Source organism: Pusillimonas caeni (genome assembly GCF_003545815.1).
GTDB lineage: Bacteria > Pseudomonadota > Gammaproteobacteria > Burkholderiales > Burkholderiaceae_B > Pusillimonas > Pusillimonas caeni.
On record NZ_PDUW01000005.1, the window covers coordinates 201,954 to 224,140 of the forward strand.

The following is a 22,187-nucleotide window of genomic DNA, read 5'->3' on the forward strand; positions in this document are numbered from 1 at the left end:
CATGCCCACCATGCCTTTGCACACTGAATTCGATTCCATCGAAGCCCTGGGCGCGGCCCTTCGACAGGGCAAGGTCAGCGCGGTCGAGCTGGCTGACAGCGCCCTGGACGCCGTCCAGGCCCGTTCCGACCTGAACGCCTTCCTGCACGTCGATGCCGAACTGACCCGCGCCCAGGCGCGGACGGCGGACGCCCTGCTGTCCCAGGGCCGGGGCGGCAGCCTGACCGGTATCCCCATCGCCCACAAAGACGTCTTCGTCACCCGCGGCTGGCGCACCACCGCGGCCAGCAAAATGCTGGCCGACTACACCAGCCCCTTCGATGCCACCGTGGTCTCCCTGCTGGAACAGGCGGGCGCGGTGTCGCTGGGCAAGCTCAATTGCGACGAATTCGCCATGGGCTCCGGCAACGAGAACTCCGCTTTCGGGCCTGCCCGCAACCCCTGGGATGCCGATGCCGTGCCCGGCGGCTCGTCCGGCGGCTCGGCCGCGGCCGTGGCCGCCGGCCTGGTCATGGCCGCCACCGGCACCGACACGGGCGGTTCGGTACGCCAGCCGGCCGCCCTGTGCGGCGTCAGCGGCATCAAGCCCACCTACGGCACGGTATCGCGTTTCGGCATGGTGGCCTTCGGTTCCAGCCTGGACCAGGCCGGTCCCCTCGCCCGCCACGCCCGCGATCTGCTCGAGCTGCTCGACCCCATCAGCGCCTTCGATGAGCGCGACGCCACCAGCCTGCCCGACTGCGACGGCGCGGCCAACAAGCCCGGGCGCGTCCGCGCCGACTTCGACGCCGCCCGGTCGGCCCAGCAGGGCGGCAAGCCTTTGCAGGGCCTGCGCATCGGCGTGCCCGCCGAGTTCTTCAACGAGGGGCTGTCCCCGGAAGTGGCCCAGGCGGTCGAGACCGCGCTGCAAACCTATGAATCGCTCGGCGCGCGCCGCGTCGAGGTCTCGCTGCCCCGCACCAAGCTGTCCATTCCCGCCTACTACGTGATTGCGCCGGCCGAGGCCTCCAGCAACCTGTCGCGCTACGACGGGGTGCGCTACGGCCACCGCAGCGCCTCTTACGGCGACCTGGCCGACATGACCAGCCGCTCGCGCGCCGAAGGCTTCGGCCCCGAGGTCCTGCGCCGCATCCTGGTGGGCACCTACGTCCTGTGCCACGGCTACTACGACGCCTACTACCTGCAGGCCCAGCGCATCCGGCGCCTGATCGCCCAGGACTTCCAGCAGGCCTTCGCCGACCACTGCGACGTCATCATGGGGCCCGTCACACCCACGGTCGCCAAGCGCATCGGCGAGAACCGCGACGATCCGACCGCCGACTGGCTGGCCGACGTCTATACGCTGGGCGTCAGCCTGGCCGGCTTGCCGGCCATGTCCATTCCCTGCGGCTTCAGCGGCTCGGCCAAGCCTCTGCCCATCGGCCTGCAGCTCATCGGCAACTACTTTCGCGAAGGCCAGCTGCTGGCCATCGCCGACCGCTTCCAGCAGGCGACCGACTGGCATCAACGTAAACCGGAACAGCAATGATGGAATGGGAAATCGTCATCGGGCTGGAGACCCACACCCAGCTCGCCACCGAATCGAAGATATTCTCCAACAGCAGCACGCGATTCGGCGCTGCGCCCAATACGCAGGCCAACGAAGTGGACATGGCCCTGCCCGGCAGCCTGCCGGTGCTCAACCGGGGCGCGGTCGAGTGCGCCATCCGCTTCGGCCTGGCCATCGGCGCCCATATCGCCCCGCGTTCGGTCTTTGCCCGTAAAAACTACTTCTACCCCGACCTGCCCAAGAACTACCAGATCAGCCAGTTCGAGCTGCCGGTGGTGCAGGGCGGCTCGCTGCGCTTCTTCGTCGGCGACCAGGAGCACACCGTCAATCTCACCCGGGCGCACCTCGAAGAGGACGCCGGTAAATCGCTGCACGAGAACTTCACCGGCCCGCATGGCGAGTCGTCGACCGGCATCGACCTGAACCGGGCCGGCACCCCCCTGCTCGAAATTGTTTCCGAGCCCGAGATGCGCTCCGCCGCCGAGGCCGTGGCCTATGCGCGCGCCCTGCACGCCCTGGTGGTGTGGCTGGGCATTTGCGACGGCAATATGCAGGAAGGCTCGTTCCGCTGCGACGCCAACGTATCCGTGCGTCCCAAGGGCCAGGCCGAATTCGGCACGCGCTGCGAAATCAAGAACCTCAACTCCTTCCGCTTTCTCGAGCGGGCCATTCAGTACGAGGCCCGCCGGCAGATCGAGCTCATCGAGGACGGCGGCACCGTCCGGCAGGAAACCCGCCTCTACGACGCCGACCGCGACGAAACCCGCAGCATGCGCAGCAAAGAAGATTCGGACGACTATCGCTATTTCCCCGACCCCGATCTTCCCCCTCTGGCCATCACGGCCGGCTGGGTCGAGCGCATCAAGGCCGAGCTGCCCGAGTTGCCGGACGCCAAGCGCCGGCGCTTCGAGACCGAGTTGGGCCTGACCGCCTACGATGCCGCGCAACTGACGATGGACCGCGCCTACGCCGACTACTTCGAACAGGCGGCCGCGCAACTGCCGCAAGGCCAGGCCAAGCTGGCGGCCAACTGGATACTGGGCGAACTGTCCGCCACCCTCAATCGCGATGAAATCGACATTGCGCAAAGCCGCGTGGCCCCCGCGGCGCTGACGGCGCTGATCGCGCGCATCATCGACGGCACCATCTCGAACAAGATCGCCCGCGACGTGTTCGGCGCCATGTGGGCCGGCGAACAAGACGGCAATCCCGACGCCATCATCGAGGCCCGCGGCCTGAAGCAGATCAGCGACAGCGGCGCGATCGGCGCCATGATCGACGAGGTGCTGGCCGCCAATCCGGCCATCGTCGAACAATACCGCGCGGGCAAGGACAAGGCCTTCAATTCACTGGTGGGCCAGATCATGAAGGCGGCCAAGGGCAAGGCCAACCCTCAGCAGGTCAATCAGCTTCTGAAGGAAAAGCTGAGCTGACGCCGTATTTGTCGCGATAGGCGGCAACGGCGTCGCGGTGTTCGCCGAACTGGGCGTCGCCGTCCATCAACGCCATGATGTCGCTCAGCGAAGCAATGCTGACCACCGGTATGCCGTAGGTCTTGGCCACGTCCTGCACGGCCGAATGGCTGGACAGGGCGTCGTCGGCGCCGGCGCGCTCCATGCGGTCCAGGGCAATGAGCACGGCGGCCGGCTGCGCGCCAGAATGGCGGATGATCTGCACCGACTCGCGCACCGAGGTGCCCGCGGTGATCACATCGTCGATGATGACGACCCGGCCCTGCAGCGGCGCCCCCACCAGCACGCCTCCCTCGCCATGGTCTTTGGCTTCTTTGCGATTGAAGGCGAAGGGAATGTTGCGATCGGCCGTGGCTGGATGGTTGGCCAGGGCGACCGCCGTGGCGGTGGCCAGGGGTATGCCCTTGTAGGCCGGGCCGAAAAGCATGTCGAATTCGATGCCCGATTCGACCAGCGCCTCGGCATAGAAATTGGCCAGCCGGCCGACGGACGACCCCGAGTTGAACAGGCCCGCATTGAAGAAATACGGACTGATCCGTCCTGACTTGACCTTGAACTGGCCAAAGCGCAATACGCCCTGCTCTAGTGAAAAACGAACGAAGTCGGTGCGGGAATTGGTGTCGGCCATGACTCAACTGATAAATGCTGGAAAAGCCATATTATCGAACATAAAGCGCCGGCCATAAAACCGGGATGCCGAGAAGGCCGATAATCAGTGCTTGAAAACGCGCATGCGCCGGCCCACCGGGCGCGCTCGCCAACGCTCGCACAGCGGCATCCAGCCCCCCCGTCCGGTTGCAGTGCTGGCCGCTGCTATGCCAGATCCAGCATGCGGCCGAACATGCGCGTGGCCATCAGGCCGATGGGCGTATGATGGCCGGCCGGGCTCATCATTCCCGTCAATCTGTCCATCACTTCGTGTCTGCCGCCCGCCTGCATGATCTCATCCTCGAAGCGGCGCATTTCTGCACCGAAGTCTCCCGGCGACTCCGAAGGCAGGACCGCCTGGCCGGTTCGAAGCGCGCGCCGCGCCAGCAGCGCCGTCCTGCGGCGATCTCGCTCTTCCTGCGGCGTCGCTCCGGGCCCCGTCGGGCTTCCGGCCTGCCAGTCGCCTGAAATCCAGTCGTATATGACCTGCTTCTCGTAGCCGCTGAAAACGCCGAACATGTCGGCGCACTCGCCCTCGATCAGGCGCCAGAAGCGGCTTTGCAGCGGATCGCAATGCCGCTTGATCCAGCCATGACGCTCGAGTTCGCGCAGAAAAGCGGGCACGTCGCCGGGGCGCATGAGCCAATCGTTGACGGTGCGGCCCGCCACCTTGCAGTAGTTGGAATGCATGTGGCGGCCGTGCACGCTTTTTTCCGCCAGCACGCGCGTCACCTCGGCTTGCAGGTCGAAGGAGGCGATGACCGAGACGGTACCCGCGCCCAGTTCATTCAGGCAATAGCCCCGCCTGACGCGGCTGTAATAGTTCCGTTCGTCGTCTGCGGGGCACAAGGCCCGCACGGACTCCAGGGCTTTGCGCGCATGGCCGGTTCCCGCATTGTCGACCGTGACGTGGACCTGGAAGTAATAAGGATCGATGCCGAGCTCTTTCAATTCGTGCGTCGTGATCAGAAGATGCAGGGGCAACTGCTCGTAGCCCAGGTTGAATCCCACCACTTCGGGCAGGTAGTGCGCCGCATTCCCCGCCAGGCTCAACTGTATGGCCCCCTGCACGTAGTGCCCGTCGGACAGAGGCATGCCGTGTTCGCATCCGTTGGTCGCCAGCAGCTTGCGATACATGGAAACGTGGTTGTCCTCCACCCTGCCTTCACCCAGCTCTTCCAGGTAGATGCGGATCAGGTTTCGGTAACGGTCGTCCCGCCATTGCGGCAGCAGGCCATAGAGCCATGAGCCGTCGACGAACTTGGTCGGCGCCACGCCCTGAAGGAAATACAGCGCGTGGGACCGGCTGCCGAAATAGCGCCGCGGCGCGCCCGCCTCTCGTTCGGCCAGATAATCGAGATACTGCCGGCCCACGGCCTCGTGCCGTTGCGCCATCCATTCTTCCAGCCGGTCCCAGTCTTCGGGCAAGTCGCAGGGCAGGCCGCCGGCCTGCTCCAGGCATTCGTCCAGATAAGCGCGGCCCGTTTCGCCCGCGCGGGTGTCCGGAATGCTCCGGTATAGTTCTTCGTACAAATTGCGCACTCTGGCGTCTTCCAGAGCCGCTTTCATGCCGTCCTGCTCGGCTCGATACATCGGTAGGGCTGACATCATTCCAAACTCCGCTCGCCTCATGGGCCGTGGCGAAGTTCAGCAATCGACATGCCCATGCGGCGGCAGGCAAGGCGGTTTGTCGCCGCATCCATCGGCGTGCTATGTTGTCGGCTCTTCATCGTGATCGAGCCGTACCATGCACGCTCAGTCCAGCCCGCCACTCGACGACACCGAGCGCGCCCTGGTTCGCCTGGCGCTTGCCGCGCGCGAGCGGGGCTACCGCTTCGTCACCCCCACGCCCGCCACGCACGAGCGCGTCAATTCTCGCCCAGGCAATCGGTGGGCCGGCGATCTGCGCGGCATACTGGGCTGGAGCCGTCCCTTCAAGGCAGAGAATCTGCCCGGCGAGCTTTTCGCACTGATGCAGCAGGCCCAAATCCTCGACTCCGCCGAGGGCGGCTGGCGAAGCCGCCTGCGCCTTTCCTCGCTCGACGGCCAACTCTACTGGCATTCCGCCTATCCGACCACAGAAGCGGACGCGGTCTTCTTCGGGCCCGACACCTACCGCTTCGTCCAGGCCATCGGGCATTATCTGGGCAGCTGCAAGACGCCGATCGCCCGCGCCTTCGACATCGGCTGCGGCACGGGCGCCGGGGCGCTGAGCATCGCCCTGGCACGGCCCGCCGCGCAAATATGGGCCGGGGACATCAACGCCTCGGCCCTGCGGCTGGCCCGAATAAATGCCGCGGTAGCGGGGGCGGACAATATGACTGTCCGCCATAGCGACATGCTCGGCGGGGCGACGGGCGCTTTCGACCTCATCGTCGCCAACCCGCCCTATCTCAACGATTCGATGCAACGCGCCTACCGGCACGGCGGAGGCAGCCATGGCCAGAAGCTTGCCGCGGCCATGCTCGCGGCGGCGCTGCCGCGCCTGGCTCCGGGCGGCACGATGCTGCTCTATACCGGCACGGCCTTCGTCGACGGCCGCGACACCTTCCTGGAAGCGGCCAGGCGCGTGCTGGACGATGGCTCGCACAACCGGCGATGGAGCTATCGGGAAATGGACCCCGACGTGTTCGGCGAGGAACTGGACAGCCCGGCCTACCGGGACGCGGAAAGAATAGCGGCCGTGGTGCTGCAGGTGGACAGCCGCTAGATTCCGCCCCTCGAGCCCGTGAGCCGATGACGGCGATACCCGCCGGCAGGTCGAGCCGCCGGCTCAGTCCCGGGCGGCCGCCACGCGGTTGCGGCCGCCTTGCTTGGCCCTGTACAAGGCGCGGTCGGCTCGCCGCATGACATGCTGGTAATCGGGATGGCCGTCGTACATGGCCACGCCTATGCTCAGCGTAAGCGACAGCTTGTGTTCGCCCGGCAGGTCGAACTGCTCGTTCTCCACCACCTGGCGCATGTTTTCGGCCACGCGCAGCGCCGCCTCTTTGTCCAGGTCGACCAGCAGCAACATGAATTCTTCGCCGCCCAGCCTGAATATGTAGTCGCCCGCCCGGCTGTTATTGCTGAGCAGGACGGCCAGCTGCTGCAACACCAGGTCGCCGGCTTCGTGGCCATGGGTGTCGTTGATGCTCTTGAAATGGTCGACGTCCAGCGCCAGGACGGCAAAGTTGGTGTCGTGCTGGCGGGCGTAGGCCAGCTCTTTGGACAGCACCACGGGCAGGAACTTGCGGTTCAGCAAGCGGGTAAGCGCATCGCGTCCCGCCTCGAGCTCATTGGTCTGGCGAAACATCGCCTCCAGCCCGAGGCCTATGGCCTGCGCAAGGCTGCGCAGCTCGCGCAAACGCGTCGAACGCTCCAGAGGCGTCGCGTCTTCGCGGCTGAAACCGGGTATCAGCACTTCGTCGATCGTCCGCATGGATTTGAGAATCTCCGCCACCTCGTCCATGCCTCCGAACGCGTGCGCGCCCTTGTGCCGGAACCACAGGCCGAATTCGCTCGCGCCTATGCGCGGCAACAGCGCGGCCGTCTGGCCCACGGCCAGATCGAACATCAGCTTGTTCTCCCAGTCGAGCAAGGCGGCACGCTGGCGCTGCCTTTCGGTCGCGACGTTCTGCACCACCGCGAACAGCCTGTAGGCCTCCTGGGTCCGGCTGTAGCGATCATGGGAACTGGAATAGGTCTGGCCCATGATTTCCATGGTCAGGTCCACCACCAGCTGGATCAGCCTGGCGGCCTCCAGTTGTTCCGCTTCGCTGAAGGCGCCATCGTCGTGGACGAATTGCGCGAATCGTTCTTTCAGGTGCCGGGCGCCGCGCAACACGAGATGGATCGGCACATCGATGCGCGCGTGCACCTGGCCGACGTGCTTTTGCTGCGCCACGAGCGGCTTGAGATCGTCGCCGTCGCGCGCGGCGAACACCTTGGCGATCCAGCCGCACAGCGAGCTGTGCAGCTGGGTCTTGACCTGCTCATGCGAGATCAGCTTGGACGCCGCCGCGTCGCTCAGCAGACAGGCGTAAAAATGGTCGGCCAGCGCAACCTGGTGGCGAATGGCCAGCCCTCCCACCCGCTCGACGAGGTCGAGCGGAAAACGCTGAAGCAGCCCCCGCCATTCAAGGGCAAGCTGCTCGGTGGAAAAGCTGAACATAGATCGATTCCTGGTTGATGGGCCAGACCGGCATCCGCGCCGCCGTCCGGCGACGCACGACCGGCGCCGGCTGCGGTCCGCTACCGGTTTTCTGATAAAGTCATGAGCGGCAGGACCGGACGACGTCCAGCCTGGCGCTCGCAAAGTAAAAGCATGGAATGTACAACAGGACAGAATGAATCATAGCCGGATTGCGCTGATGATCTTGACTGCGGGGATGGGATTGACCGCCTGCACGAGCCCCGCGCCTGTCACCCATGGCGAAGGCCCGGCCGCGGAGGACATGTCGTTCGACCAATTGGCCCAGACCGACTTCAACCGGACGGTCACCATCGCCATGCGCGACAACCTGGACAGCCTGGCGCGTCTGCTGGAAAAATTATATCGCCGCAACCCGCGGGAATGGCGCAAGACCGGCGCGCCCGACCTGGATGCCGCCGTCCGGCAGGGCCGCAAGGCCATCGAGTCGGGCCACACTCCCGCCGACCTGCAGGGCCTGCGCGATATCCAGATACTGTCGGTGTCGCTCGATCCGCAATATCAAGGCGACCGGGTCGCCGCCTTCGTGCTGGGCCTGGCCGACATGGTCATCCAGTCGCACGGCGGCAAGACGCGCTTCTACGTGTCGGACGTGCTCGACGCCCGGCGTGTCTACAACGCCGCCCGCAACGTGGAGATCGCCGCATGGCTGCTGGCCAGCCGCCGCGACGAACACGGCAACCTCCTGCTGCTGGCCAACGAGATGTCCGACGAAGCCACCAACCTGAGCTTCGAGCGTGAATTCGGCCAGTTGGTCGGCAGGCTCGACCTGGTGGCCAACCTGTTGGACGAGAACGTGCGCCGCGTGGGCATCAACTACATGCAGGGCCTGCTGTTCTTCAACTTCCTGCCGGTTCGCTGAGCCGGCGCACCACGGAAGGCAAGGTCTCCGCCGGTCACCCCGCCCGCCGCGGCCTTCATGTCAACAAGTGTCAATTTCAGGGGCCGCAAGAGCGGTCCGCCCCCATCGCGTGGATAGAATCGCTTCGACCGAGCCGCAGGAAGCCCTGCAGACCGCGGCCTTTTCACACCAACCATCACACGCGAGACAATCATGAGCTTGACGAAACGCACGCTGGCCGAACTCATCGGCACATTCTGGCTGGTATTGGGCGGCTGCGGCAGCGCCGTGCTGGCCGCCGGATTTCCCGAACTGGGCATCGGCTTTGCCGGAGTGGCCCTGGCATTCGGCCTGACCGTACTCACCATGGCCTACGCAATCGGCCATATATCGGGCTGCCACCTGAACCCCGCCGTATCCATCGGCCTGGCGGCCGGAGGGCGCTTCGACGCCAGGGAGCTGCCCGCCTACATCATCGCGCAGGTGATCGGCGCCACCATCGCCGCCGCCGTGCTCTATGTCGTTGCCAGCGGCCAGGAAGGCTTCAGCCTTGCCGGCGGCCTGGCCTCGAACGGCTACGGCGAGCACTCGCCCGGACAGTACTCCCTGTGGGCGGGCCTGATCATCGAGATCGTGCTGACCGCGGCTTTTCTGTTCGTCATCATGGGAGCGACCGACAGGCGCGCCCCGGCCGGGTTCGCGCCCATCGCCATCGGCCTGTGCCTGACCCTGATCCACCTGATTTCCATTCCCGTCACCAACACCTCGGTCAACCCGGCGCGAAGCACGGGGCCGGCCCTGATCGTCGGCGACTGGGCGCTGGACCAGCTGTGGCTGTTCTGGCTTGCCCCCATCGTAGGCGGCATCCTGGGCGGCGTCTTGTATCGCTGCGTGTGCGAACCCCGAAGCGGCGCCGCACCCGCGGGCCAGCACAACGAAAGCCCCGCGACGGCATAAGCCCGCCGCCGGGCTTTCTTCGGGGCCGTCCGGTTACTGCTGCTGGACGGCCTCGATCTGTATCAGCAGCCGCACGTCGTCGGGCACGCCCATGTCGATGCCCCAGTTCATGCCCCATTGGCTGCGCTTGATGGTGGTTTCGAAGTCTCCGCCGCACACCGGCGCCTTCAGGACCGGCTGGTCGTAGCAGTTGAAGCGCTTGCCCTCGAGCGTGACCGGATGAGTCTGGCCCAACAGCGTCAATTCGCCCTCGATCGATTTGAGCTCATCGCCCTCGAACTTGAACGACTTGTTGACGAAGGTGGCCTCGGGATGCTTGGCCACGTCGAAGAAATCCGCGCTCTTCAGGTGCTTGTCGAAGTCGGGCACCCCTGAACTGATGGAGGACGCATCGATGGCCATTTCGGCGCGGCCCTGGCCGGCCTGCCTGTCGAGCTCCACGAATCCCTTGATGGTGTCGAAGCGCGCGCGCACGGTCGACGTGTTGAAGTGCGTCACTTCGAACGTGACGAAGGTGTGGTCGGGGTCGACCTCGTAGCGCAAGGGCGCGGCGTGGGCGCTGCCGGCCGCGGCAATGGCCGCCGCGGCAAGGACGCTGGCAACAATCTTCATGATGGCTCCTGTTCAATATGCGGGGGAAAACTACGTCCGATACAGACAATGTCCGCAGCGGAACGTTCAAGCTATTGTCAGCATAAACGATGGCTGCCCGCCTTGATGGGCATCAAAAGGCCTATTGATGCTAAAAGGACAGGCCTAAAGCTTCCAGTCGTAGTCGATCGTGAGGGGAGCGTGGTCGCTGAACCATTGCTCTTTGTAGATGGAGGCCTGCCTTGCCGCCGACGCGATGTCGCGCGTGGCGATCTGGTAGTCGATGCGCCAGCCGACGTTCTTTGCCCTGGCCTGGCCGCGATTGCTCCACCACGTATAGGCGTCGCCCGTCGCCTCGGGATACAGCGACCGATACACGTCCACCCAGCCCAGCTCGTCGAAGACCCGCGTCAGCCAGGCGCGCTCCTCGGGCAGGAAACCGCTGTTCTTGAGATTGCCTTTCCAGTTCTTCAGGTCGATTTCCTTGTGGGCGATGTTCCAGTCGCCGCACAGGATTACCTGGCAGCCGCGCCGGGCCAGATCGTGCAGGTGGCCGAAGAAATGTTCCATGAAGGCGAATTTGGCGGTCTGGCGATGTTCGCCGCTGGAGCCCGAAGGCAGGTAGACGGAAATCAGCGCCAGCTTGTCGTAGACCAGCTCCAGATAGCGGCCTTCGGCATCGATTTCCGGCACGCCCAGCCCTTCGATCACGTCGTTGGGTTCGTGACGGGCGTAGACGCCGACTCCGCTGTAGCCCTTTTTCTCGGCGTAATGAAAGTAGCCCTTGCAATCCGGCAGCGCCAGCATGTCGGGAGTCATGTTGGCCGCCTGGGCCTTGAGTTCTTGAAGGCAGATGAAATCGGCGTTCTGCTCGGCCGCCCAGGGCAGGAAACCCTTGCTGGTCGCGGAACGGATTCCATTCAGATTGGCGGAAATTACACGCATGACATCACCCAAACTTTAAAGACAGACAAAATAACGCCGGAATTCCGGTATATCGTAGCGGCCGCGCAGGACCGTGCTGGCGAGCCGCTCTTGCCGCCCGCCGTGCACCGCGGCTCAGGCAGCCGCCTCGTCGGTGCTATCGAGGCCGCGGATATCGCGGCGCTTCCACCATAACAGCACCAGGCCGGGCACGGCGATCAGCACCGTCAGAATGAAGAACGTGGGCCACCCCAGATTCTCGACCAGGGGCGGGGTCAGCGGGCCCGCCAGATAAGTGCGGCCCACCGCCGACAGGGCGGACAGCAAGGCGAACTGGGTGGCGGAAAAACGCTGATTGCACAGAGCCATCAGCAGCGCCACGAAGGCGGCCGTGCCCAGCCCGCCGCAGATGTTCTCGACGCCCACCACCACGGCCATGGAATACAGATGGGGCGGTGTGACCGCCAGCACCCAATAGCCGAAGTTGGACACGGCCTGCAGCAGGCCGAAGCACATCAGCGAGCGATAAAGCCCCATGCGCGACATCAGGGCCCCGCCCGCCAGCGCGCCCACTATCGTGGCGGCCAGGCCGAATATCTTGTTGACCATGCCGACTTCTTCGGTGCTGAAGCCGGCGCCCCGCAGCAGGAAGGTGGTGGACAGCGCTCCGGCGAAGGCGTCGCCCAGTTTGTACAGCACGATCAGCAGCAGAATCATGAGCGCGCTGCGGCGGCTGAAGAATTCGGCCAGGGGCTGGACCACCGCCTGCCCGAGCGTGCGCGGCGGCTGCGCCACCACTTCGGGCTCCGGGGCCAGCAGAGTCGCCACGGCGCAGACCAGCATGAAGGCGCCCATGAGCATATAGGTGTGCTCCCATCCCAGCCAGGTTCCGGCCAGCACCAGGGCCAGTCCGCCCGAGACGATCATGGCCAGCCTGTAGCCCAGCACCTTCAGTGCCGCCCCCGCCGCCCGTTCGCTGTCGCGCAGCACGTCGGTGCTGTAGGCGTCGAAGGCGATGTCCTGAGTGGCCGACAGAAAAGCCACCAGCACCGCCAGCAGCGCCAGCCAGCCCAAGTTGTTCGCGGGCGACAGCAGGCCCATGCAGGCAATGGAAAGCGCCAGCAGCACCTGGCAGCAGAACATCCAGCTGCGCCGGCGTCCGAGAAAGGGCGGCGCATAGCGGTCCACCAGCGGCGCCCACAGAAACTTGAGCGTGTAGGCCGTGCCCACCAGGGTGAGAAAACCGATGTTCTGCAGCGATACGCCCGCAACGGTGGCCCAGGCCTGCAGGGTGCCGCTGGTGAGCGCCAGCGGCAGGCCGCTGGCAAAGCCCAGCACCAGCAGCGGCATGACGCGCGGGCTGGCATAGACGTTGGTCAGTGAAGCGATGGTCGCCCCCGGAATTGAATTTGGATTGTTCTTACTTCGCCGCCATGGGCGATTCGAAGCGGTAAACAGCCAGCGTGCTGCGCCAGCCCGCCAGGAACTTTACCTCTTTTCCGCCATTGAAAGTGGCCAGGTGGGTGATGCGCAGCTTGAGCTTGGCCGCCAGCGCCTCGAAGTCCTTCAGAGTGCACAGGTGGATATTGGGCGTGTCGTACCATTGGTAGGGCATCTCGCCGGTGACCGGCATGCGTCCGCGCAGGATGGAAAAGCCGTGCGGCCAGTAGCCGAAATTGGGAAACGACACGATGCCGTAGCGGGCCACCCGCGCCATCTCTCTCAGGATGTGCTCGGTGTGATGCATGGCTTGCAGCGTCTGGGACAACACCACCGAGTCGAACTGCTGGTCGTCGAACAGCGCCAGGCCTTCTTCGAGGTTCTGCTGTATGACCCTGACCCCGCGCCGCACGGCGCTGATGACTCGCGCGTCGTCGAACTCGACCCCCGCGCCCTCCACCTGCTTCTGGTCGCGCAGATACGCCAGCAGCGTGCCGTCGCCGCAGCCCAGGTCCAGAACCCGGCTGCCGGAGTCTATCCAGCTTGCGATGCGGGCCAGGTCGGGGCGTATGGCTCGCGTGGCCGCTTGGCTCGGCGCTTCGTCGGCGCGCCGCAGCGCGTCCCGCGCGGCAAGGGTGCGTGTCTCGCTCATGCCAGCACCCCGTTCACCGCTTGCCGCCCGGGCAGGCCCAGTTGGGCCGCGATACGGTCATAGTAGCCCTGCACCACCGCATGGTATCGCGGATCTCCCTGCAGGAAGGCATCATGCCCGTGGGGAGCGTCGATCTCGGCATAGGTGACCGGCGTCCGGTTCTTAAGCAGCGCTTCCACGATTTCTCGCGACCGCGCAGGGGGAAAGCGCCAGTCGGTGCTGAACGACACCAGCAGGAATTCGGCGCTGGCAACGGCGAGCGCCTTGGCCAGATCGCCGCCATGGGCGCGCGAAGGATCGAAATAGTCCAGGGCGCGCGTGATCAGCAGGTAGGTGTTGGCGTCGAAATAAGTGGAGAATTTCTCGCCCTGATAGCGCAGATAGGACTCAACCTCGAACTCGACGTCGTAGCCGTAATGGTATTCGCCATTCTGCGCCGGCGAACGCTGTGTGCGCCCGAACTTGGCCGCCATGTCGTCGTCTGAAAGATATGTAATGTGGCCTATCATGCGGGCCACCGACAAACCCTTTCTGGGCACGGTGCCATGGGCGTAGTAATCGCCCCCATGGAAGTCGGGGTCAGAAATAATGGCCCGCCGCGCCACTTCGTTGAAACCGATGTTCTGGGCCGAAAGCCGCGGCGTGCTGGCGATGACGATGCAGTGCGCTATGCGTTCGGGGCAGGTGATGGCCCATCCCAGCGCCTGCATCCCGCCCAGCGACCCGCCCATCACGGCGGCGAACTTCTCGATGCCGAAGTGATCGGCCAGGCGAACCTGGGCCAGCACCCAGTCTTTGACTGTCAGCATGGGGAAGGCCGCCCCCCAGGGCTTGCCGGTGTCCGGATTGATGCTGGCCGGCCCGGTCGACCCGAAGCATGAACCGATGTTGTTGACGCCGATCACGAAAAATCGGTCGGTGTCCACGGCCTTGCCCGGACCGACCATATTGTCCCACCAGCCTATGTCCTTGGGATTGTCGGCGGACATGCCCGCCACGTGGTGCGAGGCATTGAGCGCATGGCAGATAAGCACCGCGTTGTTGCGCTCGGCATTGAGCATGCCATAGGTCTCGACGGCGAGTTCGTAGCACGGCAGCACCTGGCCGCTGCTTAGCTGCAGCGGTTCGTTGAAGGCGATGAAGCGGGGAGAAACCAGGCCGACGGACCCCGGCGGGACTGCCACGGGCTGGACGGCGCCGGACAGGCTGGCTCCGGGCGGCGGTGTTCCGTGCTGAACGCCCTGGGACGGCGCCGGATCGGAATATGTGGATGCGTCGGTTTCGGTAGAAGTATGCAACGGGACCATGCGGACCTCTTTAGCTGGATTTATCAGGCGCCCGCAAGCGGATCAGGCAAATCGGCGCCACAAACATCGCCTTATTCTAGCACCAAGCGCCCCGCCGCCGGCCGATGCGCCGCTTGTCGATCCCGACCGGGCCCCGGATGTCCCGCTTTGGCGCGACGTGCTTTTGTCCGCGCCGGATTTACCCGTTCGCATAAAATTGATACATTTAAATATGTATAGCAATAAAAAGTTGGACGGCGTTTTTTTGCCGCAGAACGGAGGACACTGAATGAAGCCGCTGACGGCTCGCGAGCTCGAATGTCTTCACTGGGCCGCGATGGGAAAAACCAGTTGGGAAATCGGCATGATCCTCGGCGTGACCGAACGCACCGTCAACTTTCACATCCAGAATGCCAGCCACAAGCTGCAGGTGCGCGGCCGACAGGCAGCCATCACCATCGCGTATCGAACCGGCCAGTTGCCTGCCCGCCAGCAGGCGGTCAGCGTCCCTTTGCGACCGAATCAAGAAACTCCTGAGCGGCGGCGCCAGGAAAGCGGTCGGCAGGCCCCATGACGATGCCCTCCACCAGCCCGCCTTCGGCAAGCCAGACTCGCGCCTGAAGCCGCATGCCGGGCGGCGCTGGGCCGGTCACCTCGAAAAGCTGTCCGAACTCGGGCAGTTCGGCGGGCGCCTCGCGGCCCAGGTTCCGGTACAGCGACGCCATCACCTCTTTGCCCATGCCCTGGCGCAAACCTTCGTCCGCCCGCATGGGTTCGGGCCAGGGAGCGTGCCCCACGGCGAAAATGGTGCCGCCGATATCGGCGGTGGTAAGGGTGAAGCGCAGCGCATGTCCCGCGAAGCTCAGGCTGCGTTCCTGCCTTCGGGGCTTGTCGGGAAACATCACCATGCCGACCCCGTCGTCCACCGTAACCTCGCGCCAGTTGTATTCGGGCGAACAGGCCGCGACCAGCGCCAAGGACAGCGCCGCCGCAAAAATCCGTACCGACCTCTTTCTGTTTTTCCACATGCCTGACATCCCGCAGCGGCGAATTTCCGCCTTGTACCCAAAAATCGCCGACAATAAACCCATCCGGGCATTTTAAGGGAAGCTCGGGACACGCCGCCGCGCCCCGTGCATGTGCGAATCGCTTATTCAATGCTTCGCAAGCGCTCGGGTAAAATCGCCCGAAATATCCGTATAAAGCGAAAGAATCCTCCAATGACTGACAGCCTTCCACGCCACAGCCTGCTGCGGCCCCACATTCCGATGCTCGCGGGCATACTTCGCGGCATCGAAAAAGAAGGCCTGCGCGTGGACGCGAGCGGCGCCCTGGCCCTGACGCCCCACCCTCCGGATCTGGGCAGCGCGCTGACCAACCCTCATATCACGACCGATTACTCCGAGGCCCTGCTCGAGCTCATCACCGGCACCCACGGCACCGTGCCCGGCCTGCTGGCCGAACTCGAAGACATCCATAAATTCGTGGCGGCGCGCATCGGCGGCGAGCTGATCTGGAACCAGTCCATGCCCGGCCGCCTGCCGGCCGAGGCCGACATTCCCATCGCCTGGTACGGCACCTCCAACACCGGCATGCTCAAGCACGTCTACCGGCGCGGCCTGGCCGAACGCTACGGCAAGGCCATGCAATGCATCGCCGGCGTCCATTACAACTTCTCGCTGCCCGATGCCATCTGGGACATCCTGGATACCGAAGGCGCCAGCCTGGCCGAACGCCGCTCAAAGGGTTATCTGGCGCTCATACGCAATTTCACCCGCTATTCCTGGCTGCTGATGTATCTGTTCGGCGCCTCGCCGGCGGTGTCGCGCGGTTTCCTGGGCGATGCGCCGCATGGCCTGCACATTCTGGACGGCGATACGCTTTATCTGCCGCATGCCACCAGCCTGCGCATGAGCGACCTCGGCTACAACAACAAGGACAAGGCTCAATCCGAGCTGCAGCTTTGCTATAACGATATCGAGACCTTCCTGCGGCGCATCTACGATGCGGTCACCACGCCCTGGCCGGCCTATCAGGCCATCGGCACGCATCGCGACGGCCAATGGATACAGCTCAATACCAATGTGCTGCAGATCGAGAACGAGTTCTACTCCAGCATAAGGCCCAAGCGCAGCGTCGAGCGCTGCGAGCGCCCGTCCACCGCGCTGGCGGCCCGCGGCGTCCAGTACATCGAAGTGCGCTGCCTGGACATCGACCCTTACCAGCCCCTGGGCATCAGCGCCGAAACCAGCCGTTTCATGGACACCTTCCTGCTGTTCTGCGCCGTCGAGGACAGCCCTTTCTTTCCCCAGAACGGCTTTTGCCCCGACAGCCACGACAACTTCGCCGTGGTCTCGACCGAAGGGCGCAAGCCCGGCCTCATGCTTGCGCGACGCGACGGGCCTGTGAGCCTGCGCGACTGGGGCGACGAGCTGCTCGGCCGCATGCTCGATTACGCCGACCTGCTCGATGCCGGCGTGTCCGGCGATGCACACCGGCAGGCCGTGCTGGCGCAGCAGAAAAAAATCGATGATCCCAAAGCCACTCCGTCGGCGACGCTGCTGCGGCAGATGCGCCAGGAGGGCGTCAGCCTGCACGAGCTCACCCTGCGCCAAAGCCGCGCGCATCGCGATGCGCTGCTCGCCTCGCCGCTGAACCATGACGCCGAGAAAGAGCTCCGGCAGGCAGCGGCCGAATCCTTGCGGGTCCAAGCGCAACTCGAACAAAGCGATACTGAAAGCTTCGACGACTACGTCGCGCGCTATCACGCCGGCCTGCTGCGCCCCGCCGCGGCCGCCTGAACCCGCCCGCCGCCGGCGGGCACCACACCAAGGAGTCGCCATGCTGAAGATATGGGGCAGGACCAACTCGGTCAACGTCAAGAAGGTGCTGTGGTGCGCCGAAGAGCTCGGCCTTTCGTACGAACGCGTCGATGCCGGCGGCCCCTTCGGCGTGGTCGACGAACCCGCCTACCGGGCGCTCAATCCCAACGGCCTGGTTCCCGTCATCGAGGACGACGGCCTCGTGCTGTGGGAGTCCAACGTCATCGTGCGCTACCTGGCCGCCAGGCACGGCGCCGTCCACCTGTATCCGGCCGGCGCGGCGGAACGTGCGCGGCTCGAAATGTGGATGGACTGGGTGGCAAGCACGATCATGGAGCCCTATCGCCAGCTGTTCTGGAATACCGTGCGACTCGCGCCGGAACGGCGCGACCATGCCGCCGCCGAAAAAGGCCTGCAGGACCTCCGGGGCCTTCTGGCCATCGCCGACCGGGCGCTGTCGAAGCAGCCCTTCCTGTCGGGCGAGGCGCTGGGCGTGGCGGACATCCCGCTTGGCTGCATCGCCTACTCCTGGTTCAACATGCCCATCGAACGGCCCGACCTGCCTCACCTGCAGGCCTGGTACCAAGGCCTGACCGGCAGGCCCGCCTACCGGAAAAGCGTGATGATCCCGCTCACCTGAGCACCACGCCCCGCATCAAAGGACTCGCATGGACCGTGCACGCTGGGGTTCGAATCTGGGTTTCATTCTTGCCGCCACCGGCTCGGCGGTGGGCTTGGGCGCCATCTGGAAGTTCCCCTACGTTACAGCCCATCAGGGAAGCGGCGCCTTCCTGCTGCTGTTCACCGCGCTGACCCTGACCATAGGCCTGGCGCTGCTGCGCGTCGAGATGACCATAGGCAGGGCCGGCAACGCCGGGGCTTTCGGCGCCTACCGCAAGCTGGGCGGCACCGGCTGGGGGCTGGTGGGACTGCTGGGCGTGCTGGCCAGCGCCACCATCATGTCCTACTACAGCGTGGTGGGTGGCTGGACCATCGCCTACATCTGGCAGAGCATGACCACCGCGCTGACGCGCGACCCCGACACGCTGCGCGCCAATTTTTCCGCCCTGGCCGAACATCCCTGGCTGCCGCTCGTCTATCATGCCCTGTTCATGCTGGTCACCGTCGCCGGCGTGGCGGGCGGCGTGCGCGGGGGCATCGAGCGCATCGCCAAGGTGCTGATGCCCTGCCTGTTCCTGATGATGTGCCTGTTGATCGTGCGCGGGCTGATGGTGCCCGGCGCCTGGGCGGGCGTCTCGGCCTTCCTGGTCCCCGACTTCAGCGGCCTGACCATGCAGTCCGTGCTGGACGCCCTGGGACTGTCCTTCTTCACCTTGTCGCTGGGACTGGGCATCATGTCCACCTACGGATCCTATCTGCCGGCCAGCGCCGACATCAACCGCTCGGCCCTGACCGTGGCGCTGTTGACGCTGCTCAGCTGCGTGCTGGGCGGCCTGCTCATCCTGCCGCCGGCCTACGCCCTGGGGCTGGACCAGGGCGCGGGCCCCAGCCTCACCTTCGTCACCATGCCCATCGTGTTCTCCTACCTGCCCTGGGGCAATCTGTTCGGCACGGTCTTTTTCGCGCTGCTCTTCATCGCCGCCCTCACCTCCTCCATCTCCATGCTCGAGGTGGTGGTGGCCTTTCTGATGGAGCATGCGGGCATGAGCCGTCGCGCCGCCTGCGCCGTGGCGGGCGTCGGCCTGTTTCTGGTGGGCGTGCTCGCCTCGCTGAGCATGACCGGCATGCCCGCGCTGCAGTGGGGCGATCGCAACGCCTTCGATTGGCTCGATCTCGTCGCCACCAACATCATGCTGCCCGTGGGCGGCCTGTTCACCGCGCTGTTCGGCGGCTGGGTGATCTGGCGTGTGCTGCAGAAAGAGTGGTACGGCGCGCCGCGGCAAGGTCCCGCCGCTGCCTGGCGCCGCATCCTGATCGGCGTGATCACGCCCATCGCCATCGGCATCATTCTGTGGAACGGGCTGCGCGGCTAGGACCTGTTGACAGGCCCTAGGCCCATGCTAAGATTTCACGCTTAGTCCGGTACCCTCGATGCCCATGGCACGCTTCAAAGCGCGACAGCCCACCAGTTGGCTGGTCCTCATCGCAGTCCTGTTCGCAACGCTGGCCCCTTCCCTCGGAATGGCCCTGGGCGGGCATGAGGCATCGCGCACGGTCTGGACTCAGCTTTGCAGTGTGGACGGCCCCGAACTGGTCGCCATCCAAATCGACGGCGACCCGGACTCCGCTTTCACCGACGATGGCAGCGCCCATCAGGGCCATTGCCTGCTCTGCTTCCAACCCTCCACCACGCCCCAGCTTCCCTCGCTCGCGCCGGCTGCGAGCGCCGCCGTCGTGCTGCGCATCGCCGCGGCTGAAACCTCGCCGGCGCGTGGCTCCGCCACCTGGACCATCCCGCTCGCCCGGGCGCCTCCCGCCATTTCCTGATTCCGTCCAGCCTGCACGCATCGGTCCATGCCGGCCGATGCATCCGGCAGGCACTCCCTTCCCGAATCACACATGCCGCCACGCCACGGCCGGCGGCGCTGCGTGATCTGCTCGACGGCGGCGGCGGGCTGCGCGCCCCTGCCGCATCGCCGGATCGCGCCTCATCAGGAAATAGCCATGACGGCCTCTTCTTTCATGCTCTGCGAGCAGATGCTTCGCACGCGCCCGCGCGCCGCCGGACCCGCCGCCGCGGGACTCATTGCGGCGCTGGCGCTCGGCCCCGTCCAGGGCCTGGCGCAAAACCAGCCCGACACGCTTGCACCCATTGTCGTATCCAGCGAACAAACGCCGAACCTGGACAGGCCGGCCCAAACCGGCTCGAACCTGGATCTCACCCCGCGCGAGACGCCCGCCAGCATCGACATCATCGACCGCCGGCAGATCGAGGCGCGCGGCCAGGCCAGCGTGACCGAGGCCATTACCCGCGCGGGCGGCATCAGCGCCATGGGCCACCCCGGCAATGGCGGCTCGTCGCTGTCCTCGCGCGGATTCACCGACAGCACTTCGGTCATGCGCCTGTACGACGGGTTGCGCCAGTATGGCGGCGTGGGCGTCACCTTTCCATTCGACACCTGGCCGGTGGAGCGCATCGAAGTGCTGCGCGGGCCCGCCTCGGTAATATACGGCGACGGCGCCATAGGCGGCGTCGTGAACATCGTGCCCAGAAAGCCGCGCCATGGGCCCATAGAGAATGAAATCCAGGCCACTGCCGGCACGGACGACACCGCCAGGCTCGGCCTGGACAGCAGCGGCAGCCTCAGCGACACCGTGTCGTATCGCGTCGATCTAAGCGGCAACCGCTCCGATAACTGGGTAGATCGGGGCGAGTCGCGCGACGCCACGTTCTCGGGCGCCCTGCAATGGGAGGCCGCGCCCGACCTGAGCCTGAGGCTCAGCCACGCCTATGGCTACCAGAAGCCCATGGCCTATTTCGGCACCCCGCTGGTCGACGGCCGGCAGCTGGACGCCCTGCGCAAGAAGAACTACAACGTCGAGGACGGCGTCATACGGCACCGCGACCAATGGACCGAGCTCGATGCCTTGTGGACGCCCGGCGAATCGGCCACGATACGCGCCAAGCTCTACCACGTGCGCAGCAAGCGCGACTGGCGCAACGCCGAACGCTATATCCACGACCCGGCCTCGGGCCTGATCGACCGGTCGGACAATACCGAGATCCATCACGACCAGAAGCAGACCGGCTTCACGGCCAACGCTTCCTTGGAGGGGCGCCTGGGCTCGCTGCCCAATACCGTTTCTGTCGGCTTCGATGTCAATCGCAGCAGCTTCCAGCACAGCAACAATACCTACACCGGCAGTTCCGGCCCCGTCGACCCTTATGACCCCGTACCGGGCTACTTCCACAGCGACGTTCCGACTCTGCCGCGCTATCGCAACGAGGCTGTCCAATACGCCTTGTTCATGGAAGACCGCCTCAAGCTGACGCCCAAGTGGTCGATATTGGGGGGCGTGCGCTACGACCACGCCGCCGTGCGGCGCGACGACCTGATCGCGGATGCGCGGACGCTGGACCGCAGCTATTCGAACGTGGGCTACCGCCTGGGCACCGTCTACGAACTTCGCCCCGATTTCACGATCTACGCCCAGTACGCCCAGGCGGCGGACCCGGTCAGCGGCCTGCTCATGCTCAGCCCGGCCAACAGCGAATTCGAGATGGCCGAAGGACGGCAGATCGAGGTGGGCCTGAAACAGGGCTTCTGGCAAGGCAAGGGCGAATGGACGCTGGCCGCCTACCACATCAAAAAAACCAACCTGCTGACCCGCGATGCCGACGATCCCAGCCAGCGGGTGCAGGTGGGCGCGCAATCGTCGCGCGGCATCGAGGCGTCGCTGGCGCTGGAGTTCGCCCGCGGCTGGACGCTGGAAGCCAACGGCACGATACTGCGCGCCCGCTACGACGACTTCGACGAGTCGGCGGGCTCGCCGCCCGCCGCGGTATCGCGCCGGGGCAATGTCCCGCCCAACGTGGCGCAAAAGCTTGCCAATGTGTGGTTGAGCTGGAACTTCCGTCCCGGCTGGACCGCCATGGGAGGAGTGCAGTACGTGGGCAAGCGCTATGCGGACAATGCCAACACCCTCGAGCTTCCTTCGTACACCAGCACCGATCTGGCGCTGCGCTGGCAAGTCGACAAGCGCACCACCATCACGGCGCGCGGCTACAACGTGTTCGACAAGGCCTATTACACCACCGCCTACTACACGCCGACGCAGTGGCTGTATGGGCCGGGGCGGCGCTTCGAGCTGACGCTGAACCATCGCTTCTGAGCCGGACCCAGGGCTTGTC

General features: G+C 65.3%; 20 protein-coding genes and 1 riboswitch. Of the genes, 11 read left to right on the forward strand and 9 right to left on the reverse strand.

What is annotated here, in order from left to right; translation table 11 throughout:
* Position 1: 1 nt before the first annotated feature.
* Entirely contained in the window at positions 2 to 1,528 is a 1,527-nt protein-coding gene (gene gatA, locus CSC67_RS12880) for an Asp-tRNA(Asn)/Glu-tRNA(Gln) amidotransferase subunit GatA (RefSeq protein WP_118994926.1), read from the forward strand.
* Positions 1,528 to 2,982, forward strand: coding sequence for an Asp-tRNA(Asn)/Glu-tRNA(Gln) amidotransferase subunit GatB (gene gatB / locus CSC67_RS12885; protein WP_118994927.1), 1,455 nt, complete (start codon positions 1,528 to 1,530; stop codon positions 2,980 to 2,982). Before gatA ends, gatB begins: the two co-directional genes overlap by 1 nt.
* On the opposite strand, the gene pyrE is transcribed toward gatB, so the two are convergent.
* Complete coding sequence (pyrE, locus tag CSC67_RS12890) at positions 2,951 to 3,649, reverse strand: orotate phosphoribosyltransferase (RefSeq protein ID WP_118994928.1); 699 nt, start codon at positions 3,647 to 3,649, stop codon at positions 2,951 to 2,953. The two genes, gatB and pyrE, sit on opposite strands and share 32 nt — an antisense overlap.
* 185 nt (positions 3,650 to 3,834) lie before the next feature.
* Positions 3,835 to 5,280 (reverse strand): iron-containing redox enzyme family protein, encoded by a 1,446-nt coding sequence (locus CSC67_RS12895; RefSeq protein WP_245220222.1) that lies wholly within the window; start codon positions 5,278 to 5,280, stop codon positions 3,835 to 3,837.
* A gap of 136 nt (positions 5,281 to 5,416) precedes the next feature.
* On the opposite strand from CSC67_RS12895, the gene CSC67_RS12900 reads away from it, so the two are divergent.
* A complete protein-coding gene (locus CSC67_RS12900) occupies positions 5,417 to 6,379 on the forward strand; it encodes a methyltransferase (protein ID WP_118994930.1) in 963 nt (320 codons plus the stop codon).
* A gap of 63 nt (positions 6,380 to 6,442) precedes the next feature.
* Here the strand turns inward: CSC67_RS12900 and CSC67_RS12905 are convergent, their stop codons facing one another.
* Entirely contained in the window at positions 6,443 to 7,822 is a 1,380-nt protein-coding gene (locus CSC67_RS12905; RefSeq protein WP_118994931.1) for a GGDEF domain-containing protein, read from the reverse strand.
* 199 nt (positions 7,823 to 8,021) lie between these two features.
* Between CSC67_RS12905 and CSC67_RS12910 the strand changes: the two genes are divergently transcribed.
* Together CSC67_RS12910 and aqpZ are read left to right on the forward strand one after the other, a co-directional pair.
* Positions 8,022 to 8,723, forward strand: a complete 702-nt coding sequence (locus CSC67_RS12910; protein ID WP_425337650.1) for a hypothetical protein — start codon at positions 8,022 to 8,024, stop codon at positions 8,721 to 8,723.
* A gap of 192 nt (positions 8,724 to 8,915) precedes the next feature.
* A complete protein-coding gene (aqpZ, locus tag CSC67_RS12915) occupies positions 8,916 to 9,659 on the forward strand; it encodes an aquaporin Z (RefSeq protein WP_118994933.1) in 744 nt (247 codons plus the stop codon).
* A 33-nt stretch (positions 9,660 to 9,692) separates the two neighbouring features.
* Here the strand turns inward: aqpZ and CSC67_RS12920 are convergent, their stop codons facing one another.
* The 5 genes from CSC67_RS12920 to metX form a co-directional block, all read right to left on the reverse strand.
* Positions 9,693 to 10,271 (reverse strand): YceI family protein, encoded by a 579-nt coding sequence (locus tag CSC67_RS12920; RefSeq protein ID WP_118994934.1) that lies wholly within the window; start codon positions 10,269 to 10,271, stop codon positions 9,693 to 9,695.
* A 144-nt stretch (positions 10,272 to 10,415) separates the two neighbouring features.
* Positions 10,416 to 11,195 (reverse strand): exodeoxyribonuclease III, encoded by a 780-nt coding sequence (locus CSC67_RS12925; RefSeq protein WP_118994935.1) that lies wholly within the window; start codon positions 11,193 to 11,195, stop codon positions 10,416 to 10,418.
* 114 nt (positions 11,196 to 11,309) lie between these two features.
* Positions 11,310 to 12,563 carry a muropeptide transporter gene (locus CSC67_RS12930; RefSeq protein WP_425337654.1) on the reverse strand — a complete coding sequence of 418 codons (1,254 nt, stop codon included), beginning with the start codon at positions 12,561 to 12,563 and terminating at the stop codon, positions 11,310 to 11,312.
* Positions 12,564 to 12,594: 31 nt separating this feature from the next.
* Positions 12,595 to 13,266 carry a methionine biosynthesis protein MetW gene (gene metW / locus CSC67_RS12935; RefSeq protein ID WP_245220224.1) on the reverse strand — a complete coding sequence of 224 codons (672 nt, stop codon included), beginning with the start codon at positions 13,264 to 13,266 and terminating at the stop codon, positions 12,595 to 12,597.
* Entirely contained in the window at positions 13,263 to 14,573 is a 1,311-nt protein-coding gene (gene metX, locus CSC67_RS12940; protein ID WP_209304323.1) for a homoserine O-succinyltransferase MetX, read from the reverse strand. Before metX ends, metW begins: the two co-directional genes overlap by 4 nt.
* A riboswitch (SAM riboswitch) is annotated at positions 14,563 to 14,641 on the reverse strand. It overlaps the preceding gene by 11 nt.
* Before the next feature lie 200 nt (positions 14,642 to 14,841).
* Between metX and CSC67_RS21660 the strand changes: the two genes are divergently transcribed.
* A complete protein-coding gene (locus CSC67_RS21660; protein WP_118994937.1) occupies positions 14,842 to 15,126 on the forward strand; it encodes a helix-turn-helix domain-containing protein in 285 nt (94 codons plus the stop codon).
* On the opposite strand, the gene CSC67_RS12950 is transcribed toward CSC67_RS21660, so the two are convergent.
* Complete coding sequence (locus CSC67_RS12950; RefSeq protein ID WP_118994938.1) at positions 15,053 to 15,580, reverse strand: hypothetical protein; 528 nt, start codon at positions 15,578 to 15,580, stop codon at positions 15,053 to 15,055. The two genes, CSC67_RS21660 and CSC67_RS12950, sit on opposite strands and share 74 nt — an antisense overlap.
* Positions 15,581 to 15,772: 192 nt before the next feature.
* On the opposite strand from CSC67_RS12950, the gene gshA reads away from it, so the two are divergent.
* The 5 genes from gshA (at position 15,773) to CSC67_RS12975 (ending at position 22,168) form a co-directional block, all read left to right on the forward strand.
* Complete coding sequence (gshA, locus tag CSC67_RS12955) at positions 15,773 to 17,353, forward strand: glutamate--cysteine ligase (RefSeq protein WP_118994939.1); 1,581 nt, start codon at positions 15,773 to 15,775, stop codon at positions 17,351 to 17,353.
* Positions 17,354 to 17,393: 40 nt separating this feature from the next.
* Complete coding sequence (locus tag CSC67_RS12960) at positions 17,394 to 18,014, forward strand: glutathione S-transferase family protein (RefSeq protein ID WP_118994940.1); 621 nt, start codon at positions 17,394 to 17,396, stop codon at positions 18,012 to 18,014.
* A gap of 28 nt (positions 18,015 to 18,042) precedes the next feature.
* Positions 18,043 to 19,368 carry a sodium-dependent transporter gene (locus CSC67_RS12965; protein ID WP_118994941.1) on the forward strand — a complete coding sequence of 442 codons (1,326 nt, stop codon included), beginning with the start codon at positions 18,043 to 18,045 and terminating at the stop codon, positions 19,366 to 19,368.
* Positions 19,369 to 19,432: 64 nt separating this feature from the next.
* Positions 19,433 to 19,822, forward strand: a complete 390-nt coding sequence (locus CSC67_RS12970) for a DUF2946 domain-containing protein (protein ID WP_167752888.1) — start codon at positions 19,433 to 19,435, stop codon at positions 19,820 to 19,822.
* Between the two features lie 177 nt (positions 19,823 to 19,999).
* A complete protein-coding gene (locus CSC67_RS12975) occupies positions 20,000 to 22,168 on the forward strand; it encodes a TonB-dependent receptor (protein WP_245220225.1) in 2,169 nt (722 codons plus the stop codon).
* The last annotated feature ends 19 nt before the right edge of the window (positions 22,169 to 22,187 follow it).